This is a genomic window from Kitasatospora sp. NPDC004240 (assembly GCF_053603215.1).
The window spans coordinates 1-15,176 of record NZ_JBSGFD010000192.1; the positions used below are offsets into that span (position 1 = coordinate 1).

The window sequence follows — 15,176 nt, forward strand, 5'->3', positions numbered from 1 at the left end:
CCGCCCGCCCGCCGGGTGGGCGGGCGGGCGGCACTTCGGTTAGCGTCGGCCGTGGGGAGCCGGCGGTGGTCGGGGGTCGGTGGTCGGAGGTCGGTGGCATGGCAACGGCGACACTCGCACGGCTGGTGGACGAGTGGCGGCAGGCGGCGGACCGGCACCTGCCGCCGACCAAGCGGTCGCTGGTGGTGATGTGGGCGGCGTTCGGCACCACCTTCGGCACGGTGCGGTTCATCACCCACGGGATCAAGGACGGCTGGCTGCCCTGGGGCAACGTCTCGGTCGACGGGAAGCACCTGCACCACTACAACATCGGCATCGCGGCGCTGGCCGGGGTCGGCCTGGCGGCCGTCCGCGGCGACGGGCAGGCGGTCGGCCACCCGGCGCTGGCCACCGTCTACGGCGCGGGCGCGGCCCTGATCAGCGATGAGTTCGCGCTGCTGCTCGACCTGCAGGACGTCTACTGGGCCAAGCAGGGCCGGCTGAGCGTCGACGTCTCGTTCGGCGTGCTCGCCGTGCTCGGCGGCTACCTGTCGGCCGCGCCGTTCTGGCACGAAGTCGTCCGGATCACCCACCGCCGGCTGACCGCCGGGTGAGATCCCGTATCCCGCCGCCGGCGTCCGGAGGGGTGCCGGGCGCTGAGCGGCTCCGACCCGCTGCCGGCAGGTCGCGCCGGCGGCGGCCTCGCGCAGGCCCCCGGACGTTGTCCCCGGTAGCCGCTAGCATCCGCGGCATGGGACTCGCTATCACCGTCGGCATACTCCACGACCTCGCCGCGCACGACCGGGAGGGCCTGGCGCACCACGAGCAGGCCTTCGACCGGCTCACCGGCGCGCTCGCAGCCGAGGGCATCGACTGGCGGGAACCACCCGCCACCGCGCCGGCACCGGCGGCCGACGCCACGTGCGCGGCCGGCTTCCCGTACAGCTACCTCACCCATCTGCGCCGCGCGAGCGTGCTCGCCGCACAGGGCCGGGCCGTCACCCCCGCGTCGGACTGCGACCCGGACCAGTACGAGCACGACCTCGACGAGGTCGCCGACGAGACCTCGATGCTCTCCTCCCACCTGCTCTGCCACAGCGACAGCGCCGGTTACTACATCCCGGTGGACTTCCCGGACCCGCTGTTCCTGCCCGAGGAGAGCGGGGTCGCCGGGGCCGGCATGGTCGGCTCCAGCGTGCGGCTGCTGGCCGAACTGCTCGCCTTCGCCCCGGCGATCGGCGTGCGCACCGAACCCGACGGCACCCTGTCCGACGCCGAGTCGGCGCGGCTCGGCGGTGCCCGGCCCGGCGGTGGCTTCGAGGCCGAGGAGTACGCCTGGTTCCGGCTGTACCGCGCCTGCCGGGCGAGCGTGGCGGGCGGCCGGGCGGTCGTCTTCCACTGATCCCGGCCCACCGGACGGCCGGTGGACCGGGGCCGGGGCGGGACGGGGACACGGTGGCGCGGGCGAGTACCGGCCCCGGCCGGCACCGCGGCGGCGGGCCGAGGGGCCGCGTCTCAGCCCTTGGGCGGGGCGGCCTCGGCGAGGAAGGCCAGGACGTCGGGCAGCGCCCCGCCCTTGAGCAGGTCCGGTCCCTTGAGGTCGCCGGGGTAGGTCCTGAGCCGTTTGACGCGGCTCGCGGACGCCTCGTACAACGCCCGGGCGTCGCCGCTCGCCGCCGGGTCGCCCTCCCCCGCGGCGAGGAACATCGGCAGCTTGCCGAGCGCGACGAGCTTGACCGCGTCCCACCGGCCGGACCTCTGCGGTGCGCTCAGGGCGACGATCGCCTTGAGCGGACCGTCGATCGGTGTGGACGTCTTGTCCAGCAGGGCGGTGGCGGTGTCCGACGCGCCGACCATGACCGTCTTCGAGAAGCCCCTGCCCGCCAGGAAGCGGCCCGAGGGGCCCAGGTCGTCGAAGAAGTCCCCGCTGCTCGTGAAGGCGAGAACGGCGTAGCCGGCCTTGGTGAAGCCCGGCAGGTAGGGAACCCAGTCGCAGAGGGATCCCCCGGGCCGGGGCCAGAAGATGATCGCCACCTCGGCCCCGCCGCCGTCCGCGTCCTGGAAGTACGCGTCGTTCGACTTCGCCCCGTCCCGCACGGTGACGGCGCCCTGACGGCCCTGGTCCGCGGTCAGGCAGCCGTACGTGGTCGCGGTGGGCGGCGTGGTGGCCGTCGGGGCGGTGGACGCCGCGGCCGCCCCGGGCGCCGGCACGGCCGCTCCCCCGCATCCGGCCACCAGTACCACCCCGGCCAGGACGCCCGCCGCCGCGGACACGCCGATGCGCTTCACAGATTCCCCCATGGTTTCCCGCAGCCCTGCGGGGCCGCGGGAAGCACCGTAGGGAAACCGGTTCCGGCACGTCAACACACGTGCCGTGCCGTCCGGCCCGGCTGTGGTCCGGCTGTGGCCCGGCCTGGTCCTGATACAGGGTGGTCAGTTGTCGTACAGGCCGCGGCCCTCGCCGTTGGCGGCGCGCTCCAGCACGTCCACCAGCTCCAGCGGTGTGGACAGCATCGGGTAGTGACCGGTCGCCAGCTCGAAGAACGTCACCCCGGGCTCGGCGAGCTTCGCGAACCGCGGCAGCCCGGTGGCGTGCAGCGACCGGGCGAACTCCACGCTCAGCCCGCTCGCCAGGCAGAACACACCGGTCGTCGGCACCCGCAGCCAGTCGCCGGTCAGCTCGACCGGGTCGGTGACCGTGCGCACCGGCTGCGGGACGGCCAGCCGCAGCCAGCGCTCGTGCTCCGCCTGCGGCACCCCGTGCACCGCCGGGATCTCCTTCGGCACCGGCACCACCTCGCCGGTCACCCCCGCCAGCAGGTCCAGCTGCGGCATCTGCAGCACCACCGACTCCCCCGACTCCGGGAACCCGGTGTCCACGAACACCAGCCGCGACACCAGCTTTGGCCGCCGGTCCGCCGCCCCCACGCACGGGAACGCGGCATAGCTGTGCGCCACCAGCACCGCCCCCGGCCCCTCCGCCTCCAGCACCCGCGCCACCGCGTCCACGTGCGACGCCAGCCCGGCCTCCTCCTGCGACGGCAGCGTCACCGGCACCGCCCGGTGCCCCCGCGCCTCCAGCCCGGCGGCCACCGCCTCCCACGCCCAGCCACCCATGAACAGACCCGGCACCAGCACGAACGTCGCCATGACCCTCACCCCTCTCACCCGGCCGCGCCCTGCGGCCGGGCAAGACCGTACGACCTCCCCCAGGGGGAGATTCCAGCACCAGGGCCGGCCCGGGGCGCCGCCGTGGCCCGGGCGGGTCTCGTCGGGGCGGATGCCGGGCCGTCCCCTTGTGGGGCCGCGCGGGCGGGGAGTACGGGCCGGCCCGGGTGCCTCACCGGGGGGCGGAGTGCGTTCCCGGCTTCTGCTCCAGGCTCTGCAGGCAGAGGGTGTACTTGTGGCTGCGCCGCTTGTAGGTGAAGTAGCCGTCGGCCTCGGGGTAGGACCTGCGGCACACGTTCTCGCCGTCATCGGTGTCGTCCACGCGGCCCACGACGCGGGCCTCGGCGTTCGGGTCGGAGCAGGGGACCACCGTGACGTCGGGGTTGGTGTCGACGACGCCGGACAGGGCGATCGGGTTGCTGTTGCGGATGCAGTCGCCGGCCTCGGCGAACTCGGGGTCGTCCTTCGTGAAGAAGACGAGCGCCGCGACCAGGATCACCGGGATGAGCGCACCGAGGATCGTGGGCCGCAGGTACACCGGCTTGCCGGGGTCGGCCGGCGGGCGGGGCGCGCCGGGCAGCGGCTCCGGCAGCTTGTTGACCTTCAGGCGCTGCGGGACGTTGACCAGCATGGTGATGGGGTTGATGATCATCGAGGGTATGCCCCACCAGCCCTGCCAGAGGCTGTCGGAGGTCATCTCGCGGTGCGCGGCGATGCCGCAGGTGCGGCAGTAGGGCCCCCGGCGCTTCAGGTACTTCAGGATCACGACGAGACCCAGGTGCCCGCGGAAGGTCGCGTCCACGGCCGGGACGGAGCCGCAGTACCGGCAGCTGAGCTGTCCCTCGCCGTAGACGGGCAGGTCCGGGGCCGCGGCGTCGGGGGTGGGCTCGGTGGGCGCGGTGCCGTGGGGCAGTTCGGCGGACTGAGTGGAAATGGTGGATCTCCCATGGCGATCACGAATGTGGCCCGCGAACCGTACCGCCACTCGAACGCCGGGTGCGAAGCATTAAGGCCCTGGGGAACCGGGAGGTGGGACGGTCCGGAGCAGTGGGGAAGGCCGCCAGCCGACGGCTCACAGGCGCAGGTGTGACGCCCCGTTGGGGTGGCCTTCCCCCTGGGCCCACCGGTGCGGTGGGCGTCAGCCGTCCGTGCGGGCGGCGCGGGGGCGCTGGCGCAGCGAGATCCGGTTGCCGTCCGGGTCGACCGCCTCGATGCGGACCCCGAACGGGTACTCGACCGGCTCGGGCTGGTCGAACGTCACCCCGCGGTCGCGGAACAGCGCGAAGTCCTTCCACAGGTCGTCCGACTCCAGGAAGACCGGGCCGGGCGTGGTGTCCGGCAGCGCACCGGCCGGCTGACCCGCGGCGGCGGCGTGCGGCCACAGGACGATCTCGACCGGGCTGCCGGGAACGCCCACGGTGAGGAAGCGCCCGTCGGGGTTCGGGTGGTCGATGCGCTTCTCCAGCCCGAGTCGGCGGGTGTAGAAGTCCAGCGCTCGGTCCTGGTCGGTCACGTAGAGCGTCACGTACATGATCGTGTTCAGCATGGCGGTGGTCCCGTCCCTCTCGTCCGTGGGCCCCGGCGGCCTCGTCGCGCCGGGTGCCCCGTCATCGCACTGACGGTGCACGGCGGGGAGATGTGACGGGCCGGCGGAGGATTCTTCCGGCCGCTTCGCCGGGCGCTTCGTCGGAATCGCCGTTGTGTGCGCGGCGGCGCCGACGGCCCAGGGGTGGTACGGCTGCGGGCCGGGCGGGGTGCCCGGCCCGCGGCCGCGTTGCGGGGAGGTCAGCAGGAGACGCCGGAGCCCGTCGGGACGCCGAGGATTCCCGTGAACTCCACGTACCGGTTGACCCGGTTCTCGACCTGGCGCGGGCCCTTGCCGTCGCACTCCAGCGCGCCGTTGATCGAGCGGATCGACTGTCCGAACCCGGCGCCGCTGATCATGGCGTCGTGCCCGGTGATCGGGCCCGGCCCGTCCTGGGTGTTCCAGTACCACAGGGCCGTCATCATGGCGACGGCCGGATCCGTCTCCACCAGCCAGGGGTTGTTCAGCAGGTCGATGCCGAGGAAGTCCCCCACCTGCTTGTAGTTGAAGTTCCAGCTCAGCTGGATCGGGCCGCGCCCGTAGTACGCCGACCGGCCCGCCGGACAGCCGTAGGGCTGGGCGTCGTCGCAGTAGTGCGGGTAGTTCGCCTCGTTGACCTCCTTGATGTAGTACAGGCCGGCGGTCTCGTGGCTGATGTTCGCGAGGAAGGCCGCGGCCTCCTGCCGGCGCGTCGTGCTGTCGCCGGTGTGCGCGAACGCGGGGAAGGCGCGCATCGCGTCCACCAGCCCCTGGTACGTGTAGGCGGGGTTGCGCTTCGGGAACATCTCGTTGAACTGCGCCTCGCTGACCACGAAGCTGTTCGGGTACGGGTTGCCCCCGGTGCCGCAGGTGTACGGCGCCCAGTAGTACGTGCTCACCGTGGGGTCGTACCCGGGATTGTCGCGCTGGGCGATGTAGATCCGGCCGTCGGTGTACGTGACGATGTCGCGGGCCTGGTAGTTGGCGCCCTGCGACCAGCCGGGCGCTATCGCGCATTCGTCCACCGGGGTGGCGGCGGACGCCGTCGCGGGCACGAGGGCCGTGGCGGCCAGGGAGCCGGCCGCCAGCAGAGCGGCCAGCAGTGCCTTCACGCGAGTTCTGAGCACGGGATTCCTTCATTCGTGCGCCACGGGCATGCCGGACGGACCCGGTGGGGGCCGGGCGGGCCGACAGCGCCGTGGAGGGGGATGGTTGCGCACACTGAACCGTTCCGCGTTCATCGCGGTCAAGGTCCGGCCGAGCACGTTTTGCAGGCTGCAACGACTGCCGTATCAGGTTGAGTTGACGATGGCTCAGTAGTAGCGTCGCGCCCGCCGGGCACGCACCCGACCATCGTCATCGGCCTGGGCGGGTCGCCGCACGGAAGGGCGCCGGGAGCGGCGGGGCCGGGAGCGGCGGACTTCAGGGAGAATCATCCGCGTGCTGGTGGAGAAGCGGGAGATCGTCGGTGTGAAGTCGCTGGGCAGCGACCGGACGCTCGGTCCGGCCGACCTCCATCGATGCGTGTTCAACGGCTCGGCCCTGGCCCAGTTCGACGACCCGGGGCTGGGGTTGGTCGTCAGGGACGTCACCGCCAGGCGTTGCCGGGTGGTCCGCTCCGCGGCGCAGGGGGTGCGGTTCGAGGAGGTGCACGTCGACGGGCTGGCCATCACGTCGCAACTGAACCTGAACGGCTGCGTGTTCAAGCACGTGACGTTGACGGGGAACATCGGTCCCCTGATGGTGGCCGCCCCGAACGCTTCGCTGCCGCAGGGCGTCCGGGAGCGGCTCACCGCCGGGATCGTCGCCTACTACTCCGGCGTCGACTGGGCCCTGGACATCTCCGGAGCCGCGTTCTCCGACGCCGACTTCCCCTACGTTCCCGGTCACCTGATCCGCCGCGACGAGGAGACCCAGTTCCTGCTGCATCGCGACCGGGTCGAGCGGTTCGAGGGCATGGAGGGATTGCCCGGGTCCGCGCGGATCGCGGCGCGACGGTTCGAGACGACCCCGTTCGACACGCTGGTGGCCGTCGCTCCCAGGCGGTCCGAGCACTTCGCGACCCGCCTGGCCGAGCTGGAGGTGCTTCGTACGGAGGGCCTGGCCGACTGAGAACATCTCATTTGGATAGTCGTCGGGTGCAAATGAGGGCTGCGGCGATGCTGGCGAAGGCAGCGAAGTGGTCGGCCTTGCGTTCGTAGCGGCGGTGGAGTCGGCGGAAGCCGCCGAGCCAGGCGACGGTGCGCTCAATCACCCAACGGTGGCGGCCGAGGCGCTGGGAGGATTCGACGCCTCAGCGGGCGATGCGTTGGGTGAAGTGGATCCGCAGCAATTCCGCCCCCTCCATCGAACACCGGCAGGGCTGCCGCGGCGCCCCCACACCGGTCCCCCTTGCAGGCCTGCGACCACCGTAAGCGGGACGGCGCGGCAACGCCGGGGCGTTGCCCGGCACGGACATCGCGCGTCCGAACCTGGAGGCGGGTTGGTTCGGACCGCGAGGAGGGGGCGGCTGCAGCGTCTTCCGGTGCGGGAGGTACGCAGGATATTGCACCCGGCAACTGCCGTGATGGAATACTGACTTGAGGATGCGATGCCGCCGTTTCAGCATGGCGGCAACGGAAGGGGGAGACGATGCCCGACGTTCAGAGTGCGCTCGACGCGGAGTCGGTGGCGCTGGTCGCGGCCAACTCGCTGGCCACCGCGATGGGGACCGGGATCTGGGAGATGATCCGGACGGGGATGGGGGCGATCTTCCAGCGTCGCGGGTACGACCAGAGCACTATTGAAGGCCAACTGGACGGTGACGCAAGTCTGGTGATGGGAAATCAGGCAGATGCGATCCGTGGGGAGCTCGTCGGCCCGTGGCGTCGGCGGCTGCAGGCGCTGGTGGACGCGGATCCGACGGTGGTGGCCGAGTTCGCGGCCCTGATCGCCCAGGTCGAGGCCGGACTGCCGCGCGAGTCGGGGAACTGGGTCCAGAACATCAACGCGGAGGGCCACGCCGTGGTCAACACCGTGGTGGGCGGCAAGCAGGTCAACAATTACATGGACTCCCGGCGCCGCGCCGACGGTTCCGCAGCCGACGACCCAGTCGAGGGCGAACTCCTCTGATGAGCGGACGGTCGGCCGACGGGACGGTGTTCACCCAGAACGTCCTTGCGCGCCAGGTCACGATCAACACCGTCCACAATGGCGACCAGTACAACTACATCTACCGCGACACCCCTCCCTACCGGGTGGAACCATTCCCGCCGCACCCCGGGGGGACGCGGCCCGACGGCCTGGAGAAGCTCCCCAGCCGTCTGCTGACGGCGCGCCACCGGGTCGTGCCATTCTCCCCGCGCCCGGAACTGGAGGTACTGGAGCGCTGGCGGGACGCCGATCTTCCCGGGCTGTCCGTGCGGCTGCTGTACGCCGAGGGAGGGCAGGGCAAGACGCGGCTGGCGGCGGAGTTCGCCGACCGCTCGACCCGGGGCGGCTGGACCGTCGCCCAGGCCCGGCACCGCAGCGAGGTCGCCTCCGCGGGGGGCGGGGACGAGACGCTGGCGGTGCGGTCGCCCGGTCTGGTCATGGTCGTCGACTACGCGGAACGCTGGCCGTCGGCGGACCTGGTCACGCTGATCCGTCAGCACCGCGACGCGGCTCGCGACCGGTTGCGGATCCTCCTGCTCTCCCGCTCGGCGGGGGCGTGGTGGCAGGCGCTGGACCACCAGTTGGGCAAGCTCGACGTGATGGCCACCGACACGGTCCGCCTGGCCGCCCTTCCGGACGACCCGGAGACGCGCACGGAGGCCTACACCTCGGCCCGGGACGCCTTCGGCAACGTTCTCGGCCTGGCCGATCCCGGGGCGGTGACTGCCCCGGACAGGCTCGGCACACCCCAGTACGGCCTGATTCTGACCACGCACATGAAGGCACTCGTCGACGTGGACGCGGCCGTGCGGGGTGTCAGGCCTCCGTCGGGCCGGGACCTGGCCGCGCTCTCCTCCTACCTCCTGAACCGGGAGCACGATCACTGGCGCTCGGCCCACGACGAGGGGCGGGGCCCGGTCCCCACCCCCGAGGAGGTGATGCGCCGCGCGGTGTACGTCGCCACCCTGACTCCGCCGCTGGCCGGGGCGGAGGCGTCGGCGGCACTGGTGCGTACCGGGGCGGCCGAGCCGGCCGAGGCGGAGCAGGTGGTGCGCGACCACGCCCGCTGCTACCCGCCCGGGACGGAGAACCGGCTCCTCGAGAGCCTGGCCCCTGACCGGCTGGCGGAGGACTTCCTCGCACTGACGCTGCCCGGCTACGAGGAGCGGCACCGTTACCACGCCACGGACGCGTGGGCGATCACGGCCCCGGCCATGCTGCTGCGGTACATCGAGGACACCGAGCCTCCCGCGGCCGCCCGGCACTCGCTCACCGTACTGATCGAGACGGCCCGCCGCTGGCCGCACGTCGTCGACCGCCATCTGATCCCGCTGCTCGCGACATGGCCCGGCCTGGCATCGGCGGCCGGGGGCGCGGCCCTGGCCCGGCTCTGCGAGCTGAGCGGACTGCCCGACGAACTGCTGGAGATGATCGTGCTTCGGATGCCCCGGCACCGGCACGTCGACCTAGAACTCGGGGCCGCGGCACTGACGCGGCGCGTGGTCCGCTACCGGCTCGCCAAGGACGAGCTCTCCCCGGCGGAGGAGGCGGACCTGCTGAACGCGCTGGCCTCGCGGTACCTCGACGCCGGTCTGCTCGACGCGGCGGAGGGACCGGCCCGGGAGGTCGTCGAGCTGCGCCGGGGGCTCGTCATCGGCGACCGGTCCGCACCGTCCGCCGTGGCCGCACTGGCCGCACTGGCCGACGGGCTGAACAGTCTCGCGTCCGTCCTCGTCACCGCGGGCCGGTTCGAGGAGGCGACGGCTCCCACGCTGGAGGCGGTCGAGACCCATCGCCGACTGGCGGAGCGGGACGCCGCCGGGGACCCCTCGGGCCTGGCCTACGCGCTGAACAACCTGGGAGTCCAACTGCTGCGCACGGGCCGGGCCGGGGAAGCGATACAGGTGTCGGCGGAGGCGGTCGGTCTGCTCCGGGACCTGCGGGACGGCGACCGCGCAGCGCACCTGCCCGCGCTCGCCATGGCCCTGACCAATCTGGGCAGCGCCATGGCCCTGACCGGGCGGGCATCGCACGGGACCGACCTGACGCAGGAGGCTCTTCGGATCCACCGCGAGCTGACCGGCACCGACCGGCAGCAGTACCTGCCCGATCTGGCGATGTCACTCCTGAACGGCGGCCTTTGGCTGATGACAAGCGGTGATCCGGTACGGGCCCTGGCCCTCACGGACGAGGCCGTCCACCTCTACGACGGGCTCGCCGGGGCCAATCCCACCGCCTACCGCGCCCACCTGGGCAGCGCCTGGGACAACCGCGGCAACGTCCTCGCCCGGCTGGGCCGTTCCGAGGAGGCACTGGAGGCGACCCGCAAGGGACTGAAGATCCGGCAGCATTTGGCGGACACCGACCCGCAGCGCGCGTCGGCCCTGGCGAAGTCGCTCACCAATCTGAGCATCCGGCTGTCGCAGGCGCCCACGTCCGAGGACGGCCTCGCCCCCGCGCATGAGGCCGTCCAGCTGTGGCGGCCCCTCGCCGCCGCCAACCCCGCCCACCTGCCGGACCTCGCGACCGCACTGTACGCCCTCGACCACTGGCTCACCCGGACCGGTCTGCACGAGGAGGCCCTGCGGGCGGTCGAGGACCGGATCGTGGTGCTGGAGGAGTCCGCGCGGGAGAACGACGCGCAGTTGCCTGCGCTGGCCGACGCACTCCACATCGCCGGCGCCCGGCTCGCCCACGACGGCCGATCGGACCGGGCCGTCGACCACCTCGCCGAGGCGGTGTCCGTCCGTCGACGGCTGGTCGAGGGCGGAACGGCCGCCGAGGCGGCCGCGCTGATGGAATCGTCGGACCTGCTGGGCGCCTGCCTGGTGGACATCGGCAGGGCGATGGAGTCCGCTCTGGTGACCATCCGGTCCGTGGACGCCGTGAAGCGGAACTCCGCCCCCGATCCGGAGTCCTTCCGACCGCACCTGCTGGACGGGCTGCTACTGGTCGGCCTGCGACTGTCAGCGGCCGGCCGGACCGGCGAGGCGATCGCGGCTCTGCGGGGTGCGCTGAAGATGCTCCGGACCTCGGCCGCCGACGACCCCGGGGCCTACGCGCAGCGGCACGCGTTCGGGCTCCGCCACCTCGCCCTGATCCAGGCTGCGACGGGGCGCGATACGGAGGAGGCGGTTCGGGCCGCCGACGAGGCCGTGGCCATCTGCCGGCGACTCGCCGCGGAGCTGCCCGCAGGGACGCCTTTCCCGCCGCTCTCGGCCGCCCTCGACGCCCGGAGCACCGTACTCACGGCACTCGGGCGCGCCTGACCGGCCGGGTGCCGGGGCCCGCCCCGCCGGGGTTCTCGGCGACGAGCAAGCGGCGCGGGTCGTGGCCGTTGGGCAGCGGCCACGACCCCGGGTGTGCCGGCTAGAAGCTGACGATCCGCAGGAACGTGCCGGGGTTGTCGTCGTAGTTGGTGCCGGTGACGTAGAAGGTGCGGCCGTCCGGGCCGACCGTCAGGGTGGTGGCCGGCGGCGCCACAGGGATCGCGAGGTGCTGGCCGCGATCGTGTTCGTCGCGACCTCAGGGTGCACGTGGGCCCAGTTGCCGCCCTGTTTCGGCCCGTCCGGGCCTACCGCGCATCGCCGCTTCACCGAGTGGAGCAATGCCAGGGTGTGGGCCAAGCTCCACCGGGTGGTCCTGGAGGAGCTCGGCGGGCGCGGCGAGCTGAACTGGTCCCGGTGCGCGGTTGATTTGGTGAACATGAGGGCCCTGAGAAGGGGGAGCTGACAGGTCCGAATCCTGTCGATCGGGGCAAGCGCGGGTCGAAGATCCACCTCATCACTGAACGCACCGGTTTACCCCTGTCGCTCGCGATCTCCGGGGCCAACGTCCACGACAGCCAAGCCCTGATGCCGCTTGTCGACGCCATCCCGCCGATCCGCTCACGGCGCGGGCCGCGGCGCCGCCGTCCCGGCAAGCCGCACGGCGACAAAGCCTACGACCACCGTTTCATCCGCTCCTACCTGCGACGAAGGCAGATCCCGGCCCGCATCGCCCGCCGAGGCGTCGAATCCTCCCAGCGCCTCGGCCGCCACCGTTGGGTGATCGAGCGCACCGTCGCCTGGCACGGCGGCTTCCGCCGACTCCACCGCCGCTACGAACGCAAGGCCGGCCACTTCGCTGCCTTCGCCAGCATCGCCGCAGCCCTCATTTGCACCCGACGACTATCCAAATGAGATGTCTTCTGAGGACCCGCCCCCGAACCTCCGCGACCGCAGCACAGGTGCCGGGTGCATCCTGCGGCGCAGCACCGCGTGCCGGTGAGCGGGGCCGGGTTGATCCGGGTTGCGCGGTTTCGACCCCTCCCCCGGATTGATCCGGGGGGCTTCCCGTCACTCCTGGCGGGCGTCTCGACGGACCGGCCCGGCCCGTCGAACGTCGCGTGCCACCACGGTGTCGGCGTGTGCCTGGTGGCCGCAGCCGACGCAGTGGAATCGCTCCTGTGTGGGCCGGTTCCCGTGAGGGTGGGCGCCGGCCGGACGTCTCGCATCCGCCCACTACCCCGCGGACCGGCCCGGTCGGGTGGCCCTGACCCGGCGCCACCATCGATCGCTTCGCAGGACTTCCGCCCGTTGGAGGTGGCTCAGTACGGTTGCTTCGTTCTCGGCGTCTCCGAGTTCCCGGTAGACGGCAAGAGCCCGGGTGAACGATCCGAGCGCGTCGGAGTACCGCCCGAGTTCTTCCAGCGCCTGGCCGTGTCGGGTCAGGATCCAGGCCTCATCGTTCCGGTCGCCGAGGGCGCGGTAGATCTCCAGGGCACGACTCTGGGCGTCGATCGCCTCGTCGTAGGTCCCCAACGCGCGCAGGGCGAAGCCGAGTCCGTTCAGCGCCCGGCCCTCGCCGTGGCGGTAGCCGGCATCGAGGGCGGGGCGCGGGTCGCCCGGGCGGACGCGGGTGAGCGTGTCGGCGACGAGAATGGTGGCCTCGCCGGGTTCGAGCTCGCCGAGAGTGACCAGGCGGGCCTGGAATCCCGGGGAGTGCAGTGCGTCACGGGGGGGGTCACCAGCAGCCGGTGGCGGGGGTCGGCCGGCACCAGCGGCGCGACCTGGCCCGTGCTGGAGGCGTCGTCCGCGAGGATCAGCACCGGCCCCGGCCTGCGGGCGAGTTCGGACTGGTAGCGCGCGGCCTGCCCCTGCGGGTCGACCGGCAGATCCTGGTCACGGACGCCGAGTTGACGCAGCAACGCGGTGACGGCCTGCGGGCCGCCGACGGCAGCGCCCGGCCGGTAGCCGCGCAGGGAGACGTGAAGGGTGCCACCGGGGAACCATCCGCGGCTGACGGCCTCATGGGCCGTGTGCAGGGCGAGGGCGGCCTTGCCGACGCCCGCCAGGCCGGCCACCACCGACACCACGACCGGCCCCGGCTCCGCGGCCGGGGTGCCCGTCGTGACCTTTGCGGCGGTGACCGGGCCGAGCAGTGCCAGGAGCATGTCGGCGTCCTGCTCGCGGCCGACCAATCGGGGCGGGGCGGCCGGCAGGGACGCCGGCGGACGGTACGGGACCGCACCGTCCGCCAGCAGGTAGACGTCCCCGAAGTACTGATCCCTCGCCGCCTGGTTGACCCGTCCGTCCCCGAACGCCTCGGCGCGCTGCCCGACGTGACCGCCGGACCCGCCGCCGCGCTCAACCTCTTGCCCGGGCGTCACGCTTGACGAGCCCCGCCAGCGGTGGCGCCCGCCGTCACGGACCCGTCCGACAACCAGCCGGACCGCACCGACAGCCACAGCCCAGAACGCCTGGCGAGAAGCAACCACGGCCCACCCCACAATCCGCCCCGAACCAGGCACCCCGAACCCCGACCGCACGATGCCGTGAACGATATGTCCCCCCACCCCCGGCAGACATCACGGGGCGCAGCAGCGGGAGCCGGGGCTCGGTCCGGGCACCACCACCCCCGCACCACCACCTCCTGGTCAAGCTTTCCGGAACAATCGATCGGACCCGAACGGTCCGCCGGGCGCCCGCCGGGGTCGTCCGACCTGCACGGGGGCGGGACCGCCGTTCTCCCCGAGCGGGCCCGATCTGTTCGGCCTACGCTCGGAGATATGACGACAAACACCGCGAACGTCACCTTCTACACCGTCCGGTCCGGTGACACGCTCACGTCCATTGCGAAAATGTTCGACACGACGATCGACCAGCTCGTCGCATGGAACAACATCCCGAATCCCGACCTCATCAAGGTCGGCCAGCGGCTCATCGTCGCGCGGACGAGTTCCTCCCACGACACCCATTACATTGTCAAGTCGGGTGACACGCTGACGTCCATTGCACGCATGTTCGGCACGACGATCGACCAGCTCGTCGCATGGAACAACATCCCGAATCCCGACCTCATCAAGGTCGGCCAGCGGCTCATCGTCGCCAGATCGACGCCCATGGCCGCCTGAGCGGAAGGAGCGAATGGCGGTTGCGATCCAACTGCCATTCGCTCCTTGGCGATCCGCTCCCCGGCGCGGGCAGCGGGCGACGGGGGGACTCAGCAGGCGAAGCCCGACGAGTTGGCCCAGAAGGTCAGGAACGACCAGGTCTGGGAGCCGATGACGCCGTCGACCGTGATGTCGGCGCATTTCTGGAACCGTCTCGTCGCAGCGTCGGTCACGGGACCGAATTCGCCGTCCACGGTCAGCCCTTCGCCGGTCAGCGAGAAATTGAGGAAACACTGCGCCTGCTTGACCGCGATCCCCGACGAGCCCTGCTTCAGCGTCGGCCGGGCGTCGGTGTAGTTGCAGCGCTGGGTCGGCGTTTCGTCTGTCATCTTCGGAATTCCTTCATGGTCGCACCCGAATGGGCATGTCTGTTCGGTGGGGCGTTTCCCATGGAAACACAGGTCCCCGCGCCCTGCAGTCCGGCGAAGGCGTCGGAGATGATTCCTCGCGACACCCCCGGGACTGCGGAATCGACCATGTGCGGACGAATCCCGGCCGGCAGCTCCTCCGGCGCGGGGTGACGAGAAGAAGTCATTTGTACACAAACGGAGTATTATGCCCGAACGTGAGGGATCCGGCTCTCCCAGGGGGTCCACGGAATCCGGGTCACCCTCGGAGCCCTACGCGCCGTCGAGGGGCTCCCGGACCGCGTGGGGCATGATCCTCGGCGCCTCGCGGTATCCGGTGACACGGTTCGTCGACACGCGCGCCAGGAGACGCCGACGAACACGGGAAAGCCGGCGGCCGGCACAGGCGCCGACAAGAAGGAGTGAGGACGCCCCTCCGCCCTCGACGCCGCGGTCGTCGAGGCGTCAGGCCCCGACGGGCCCGGGGCGGGCGTCGGCAACCGCGTGCCCGGCCCGCGCGCACCATGGGCCGGCGGGGGGCCGGGCGCCGCCC

Annotated in this window: 14 protein-coding genes and 2 pseudogenes; 7 read left to right on the forward strand and 9 right to left on the reverse strand. The window is 72.1% G+C overall.

Translation table 11 applies throughout. The features are described from left to right. Nucleotides 1-98 precede the first annotated feature (98 nt). The gene (locus ACWEQL_RS34355) at nucleotides 99-593 is read left to right on the forward strand and encodes a hypothetical protein (RefSeq protein ID WP_452154308.1); all 495 of its coding nucleotides are present in this window, start codon (nucleotides 99-101) and stop codon (nucleotides 591-593) included. A 137-nt stretch (nucleotides 594-730) separates the two neighbouring features. Next, nucleotides 731-1,381, forward strand: a complete 651-nt coding sequence (locus ACWEQL_RS34360) for a hypothetical protein (RefSeq protein ID WP_452154309.1) — start codon at nucleotides 731-733, stop codon at nucleotides 1,379-1,381. Between the two features lie 113 nt (nucleotides 1,382-1,494). Here the strand turns inward: ACWEQL_RS34360 and ACWEQL_RS34365 are convergent, their stop codons facing one another. The 5 genes from ACWEQL_RS34365 to ACWEQL_RS34385 all read right to left on the reverse strand — a co-directional run bounded on the left by ACWEQL_RS34365 (nucleotide 1,495) and on the right by ACWEQL_RS34385 (nucleotide 5,838). Beyond that, on the reverse strand, nucleotides 1,495-2,268 hold the full coding sequence (locus tag ACWEQL_RS34365; RefSeq protein ID WP_452154310.1) for a hypothetical protein: 774 nt from the start codon (nucleotides 2,266-2,268) through the stop codon (nucleotides 1,495-1,497). 144 nt (nucleotides 2,269-2,412) lie between these two features. Then, nucleotides 2,413-3,129, reverse strand: coding sequence for an alpha/beta fold hydrolase (locus tag ACWEQL_RS34370; RefSeq protein WP_452154311.1), 717 nt, complete (start codon nucleotides 3,127-3,129; stop codon nucleotides 2,413-2,415). Nucleotides 3,130-3,319: 190 nt separating this feature from the next. After that, a complete protein-coding gene (locus ACWEQL_RS34375; RefSeq protein WP_452154312.1) occupies nucleotides 3,320-4,132 on the reverse strand; it encodes an LppU/SCO3897 family protein in 813 nt (270 codons plus the stop codon). Nucleotides 4,133-4,285: 153 nt separating this feature from the next. Beyond that, a complete protein-coding gene (locus ACWEQL_RS34380; protein WP_452154313.1) occupies nucleotides 4,286-4,693 on the reverse strand; it encodes a VOC family protein in 408 nt (135 codons plus the stop codon). 239 nt (nucleotides 4,694-4,932) lie between these two features. Beyond that, nucleotides 4,933-5,838, reverse strand: coding sequence for a glycoside hydrolase family 19 protein (locus ACWEQL_RS34385; RefSeq protein WP_452154314.1), 906 nt, complete (start codon nucleotides 5,836-5,838; stop codon nucleotides 4,933-4,935). A gap of 313 nt (nucleotides 5,839-6,151) precedes the next feature. Here ACWEQL_RS34385 and ACWEQL_RS34390 point away from each other — a divergent pair, with 313 nt between their 5' ends. Beyond that, nucleotides 6,152-6,823, forward strand: a complete 672-nt coding sequence (locus ACWEQL_RS34390) for a hypothetical protein (protein WP_452154315.1) — start codon at nucleotides 6,152-6,154, stop codon at nucleotides 6,821-6,823. A 7-nt stretch (nucleotides 6,824-6,830) separates the two neighbouring features. Here the strand turns inward: ACWEQL_RS34390 and ACWEQL_RS34395 are convergent. Beyond that, nucleotides 6,831-7,004 (reverse strand): annotated as a pseudogene (locus ACWEQL_RS34395) (transposase); the annotation flags it as partial. Nucleotides 7,005-7,342: 338 nt separating this feature from the next. On the opposite strand from ACWEQL_RS34395, the gene ACWEQL_RS34400 reads away from it, so the two are divergent. The 3 genes and pseudogenes from ACWEQL_RS34400 to ACWEQL_RS34410 form a co-directional block, all read left to right on the forward strand. Beyond that, complete coding sequence (locus tag ACWEQL_RS34400) at nucleotides 7,343-7,822, forward strand: hypothetical protein (protein ID WP_452154316.1); 480 nt, start codon at nucleotides 7,343-7,345, stop codon at nucleotides 7,820-7,822. After that, nucleotides 7,822-11,112 carry a tetratricopeptide repeat protein gene (locus ACWEQL_RS34405; protein WP_452154317.1) on the forward strand — a complete coding sequence of 1,097 codons (3,291 nt, stop codon included), beginning with the start codon at nucleotides 7,822-7,824 and terminating at the stop codon, nucleotides 11,110-11,112. Before ACWEQL_RS34400 ends, ACWEQL_RS34405 begins: the two co-directional genes overlap by 1 nt. A gap of 190 nt (nucleotides 11,113-11,302) precedes the next feature. Next, a pseudogene (locus ACWEQL_RS34410) lies at nucleotides 11,303-12,024 on the forward strand (IS5 family transposase); the annotation flags it as partial. Between the two features lie 321 nt (nucleotides 12,025-12,345). Here the strand turns inward: ACWEQL_RS34410 and ACWEQL_RS34415 are convergent. Together ACWEQL_RS34415 and ACWEQL_RS34420 are read right to left on the reverse strand one after the other, a co-directional pair. Continuing rightward, nucleotides 12,346-12,645, reverse strand: a complete 300-nt coding sequence (locus ACWEQL_RS34415; protein WP_452154318.1) for a tetratricopeptide repeat protein — start codon at nucleotides 12,643-12,645, stop codon at nucleotides 12,346-12,348. Between the two features lie 26 nt (nucleotides 12,646-12,671). Further along, nucleotides 12,672-13,493: a hypothetical protein gene (locus tag ACWEQL_RS34420; RefSeq protein WP_452154319.1), complete on the reverse strand. Its 822-nt coding sequence runs from the start codon at nucleotides 13,491-13,493 to the stop codon at nucleotides 12,672-12,674. A 399-nt stretch (nucleotides 13,494-13,892) separates the two neighbouring features. Between ACWEQL_RS34420 and ACWEQL_RS34425 the strand changes: the two genes are divergently transcribed. Further along, complete coding sequence (locus ACWEQL_RS34425; protein ID WP_452154320.1) at nucleotides 13,893-14,237, forward strand: LysM peptidoglycan-binding domain-containing protein; 345 nt, start codon at nucleotides 13,893-13,895, stop codon at nucleotides 14,235-14,237. A gap of 89 nt (nucleotides 14,238-14,326) precedes the next feature. On the opposite strand, the gene ACWEQL_RS34430 is transcribed toward ACWEQL_RS34425, so the two are convergent. Next, entirely contained in the window at nucleotides 14,327-14,605 is a 279-nt protein-coding gene (locus tag ACWEQL_RS34430; RefSeq protein ID WP_452154321.1) for a peptidoglycan-binding domain-containing protein, read from the reverse strand. Between the last annotated feature and the right edge of the window lie 571 nt (nucleotides 14,606-15,176).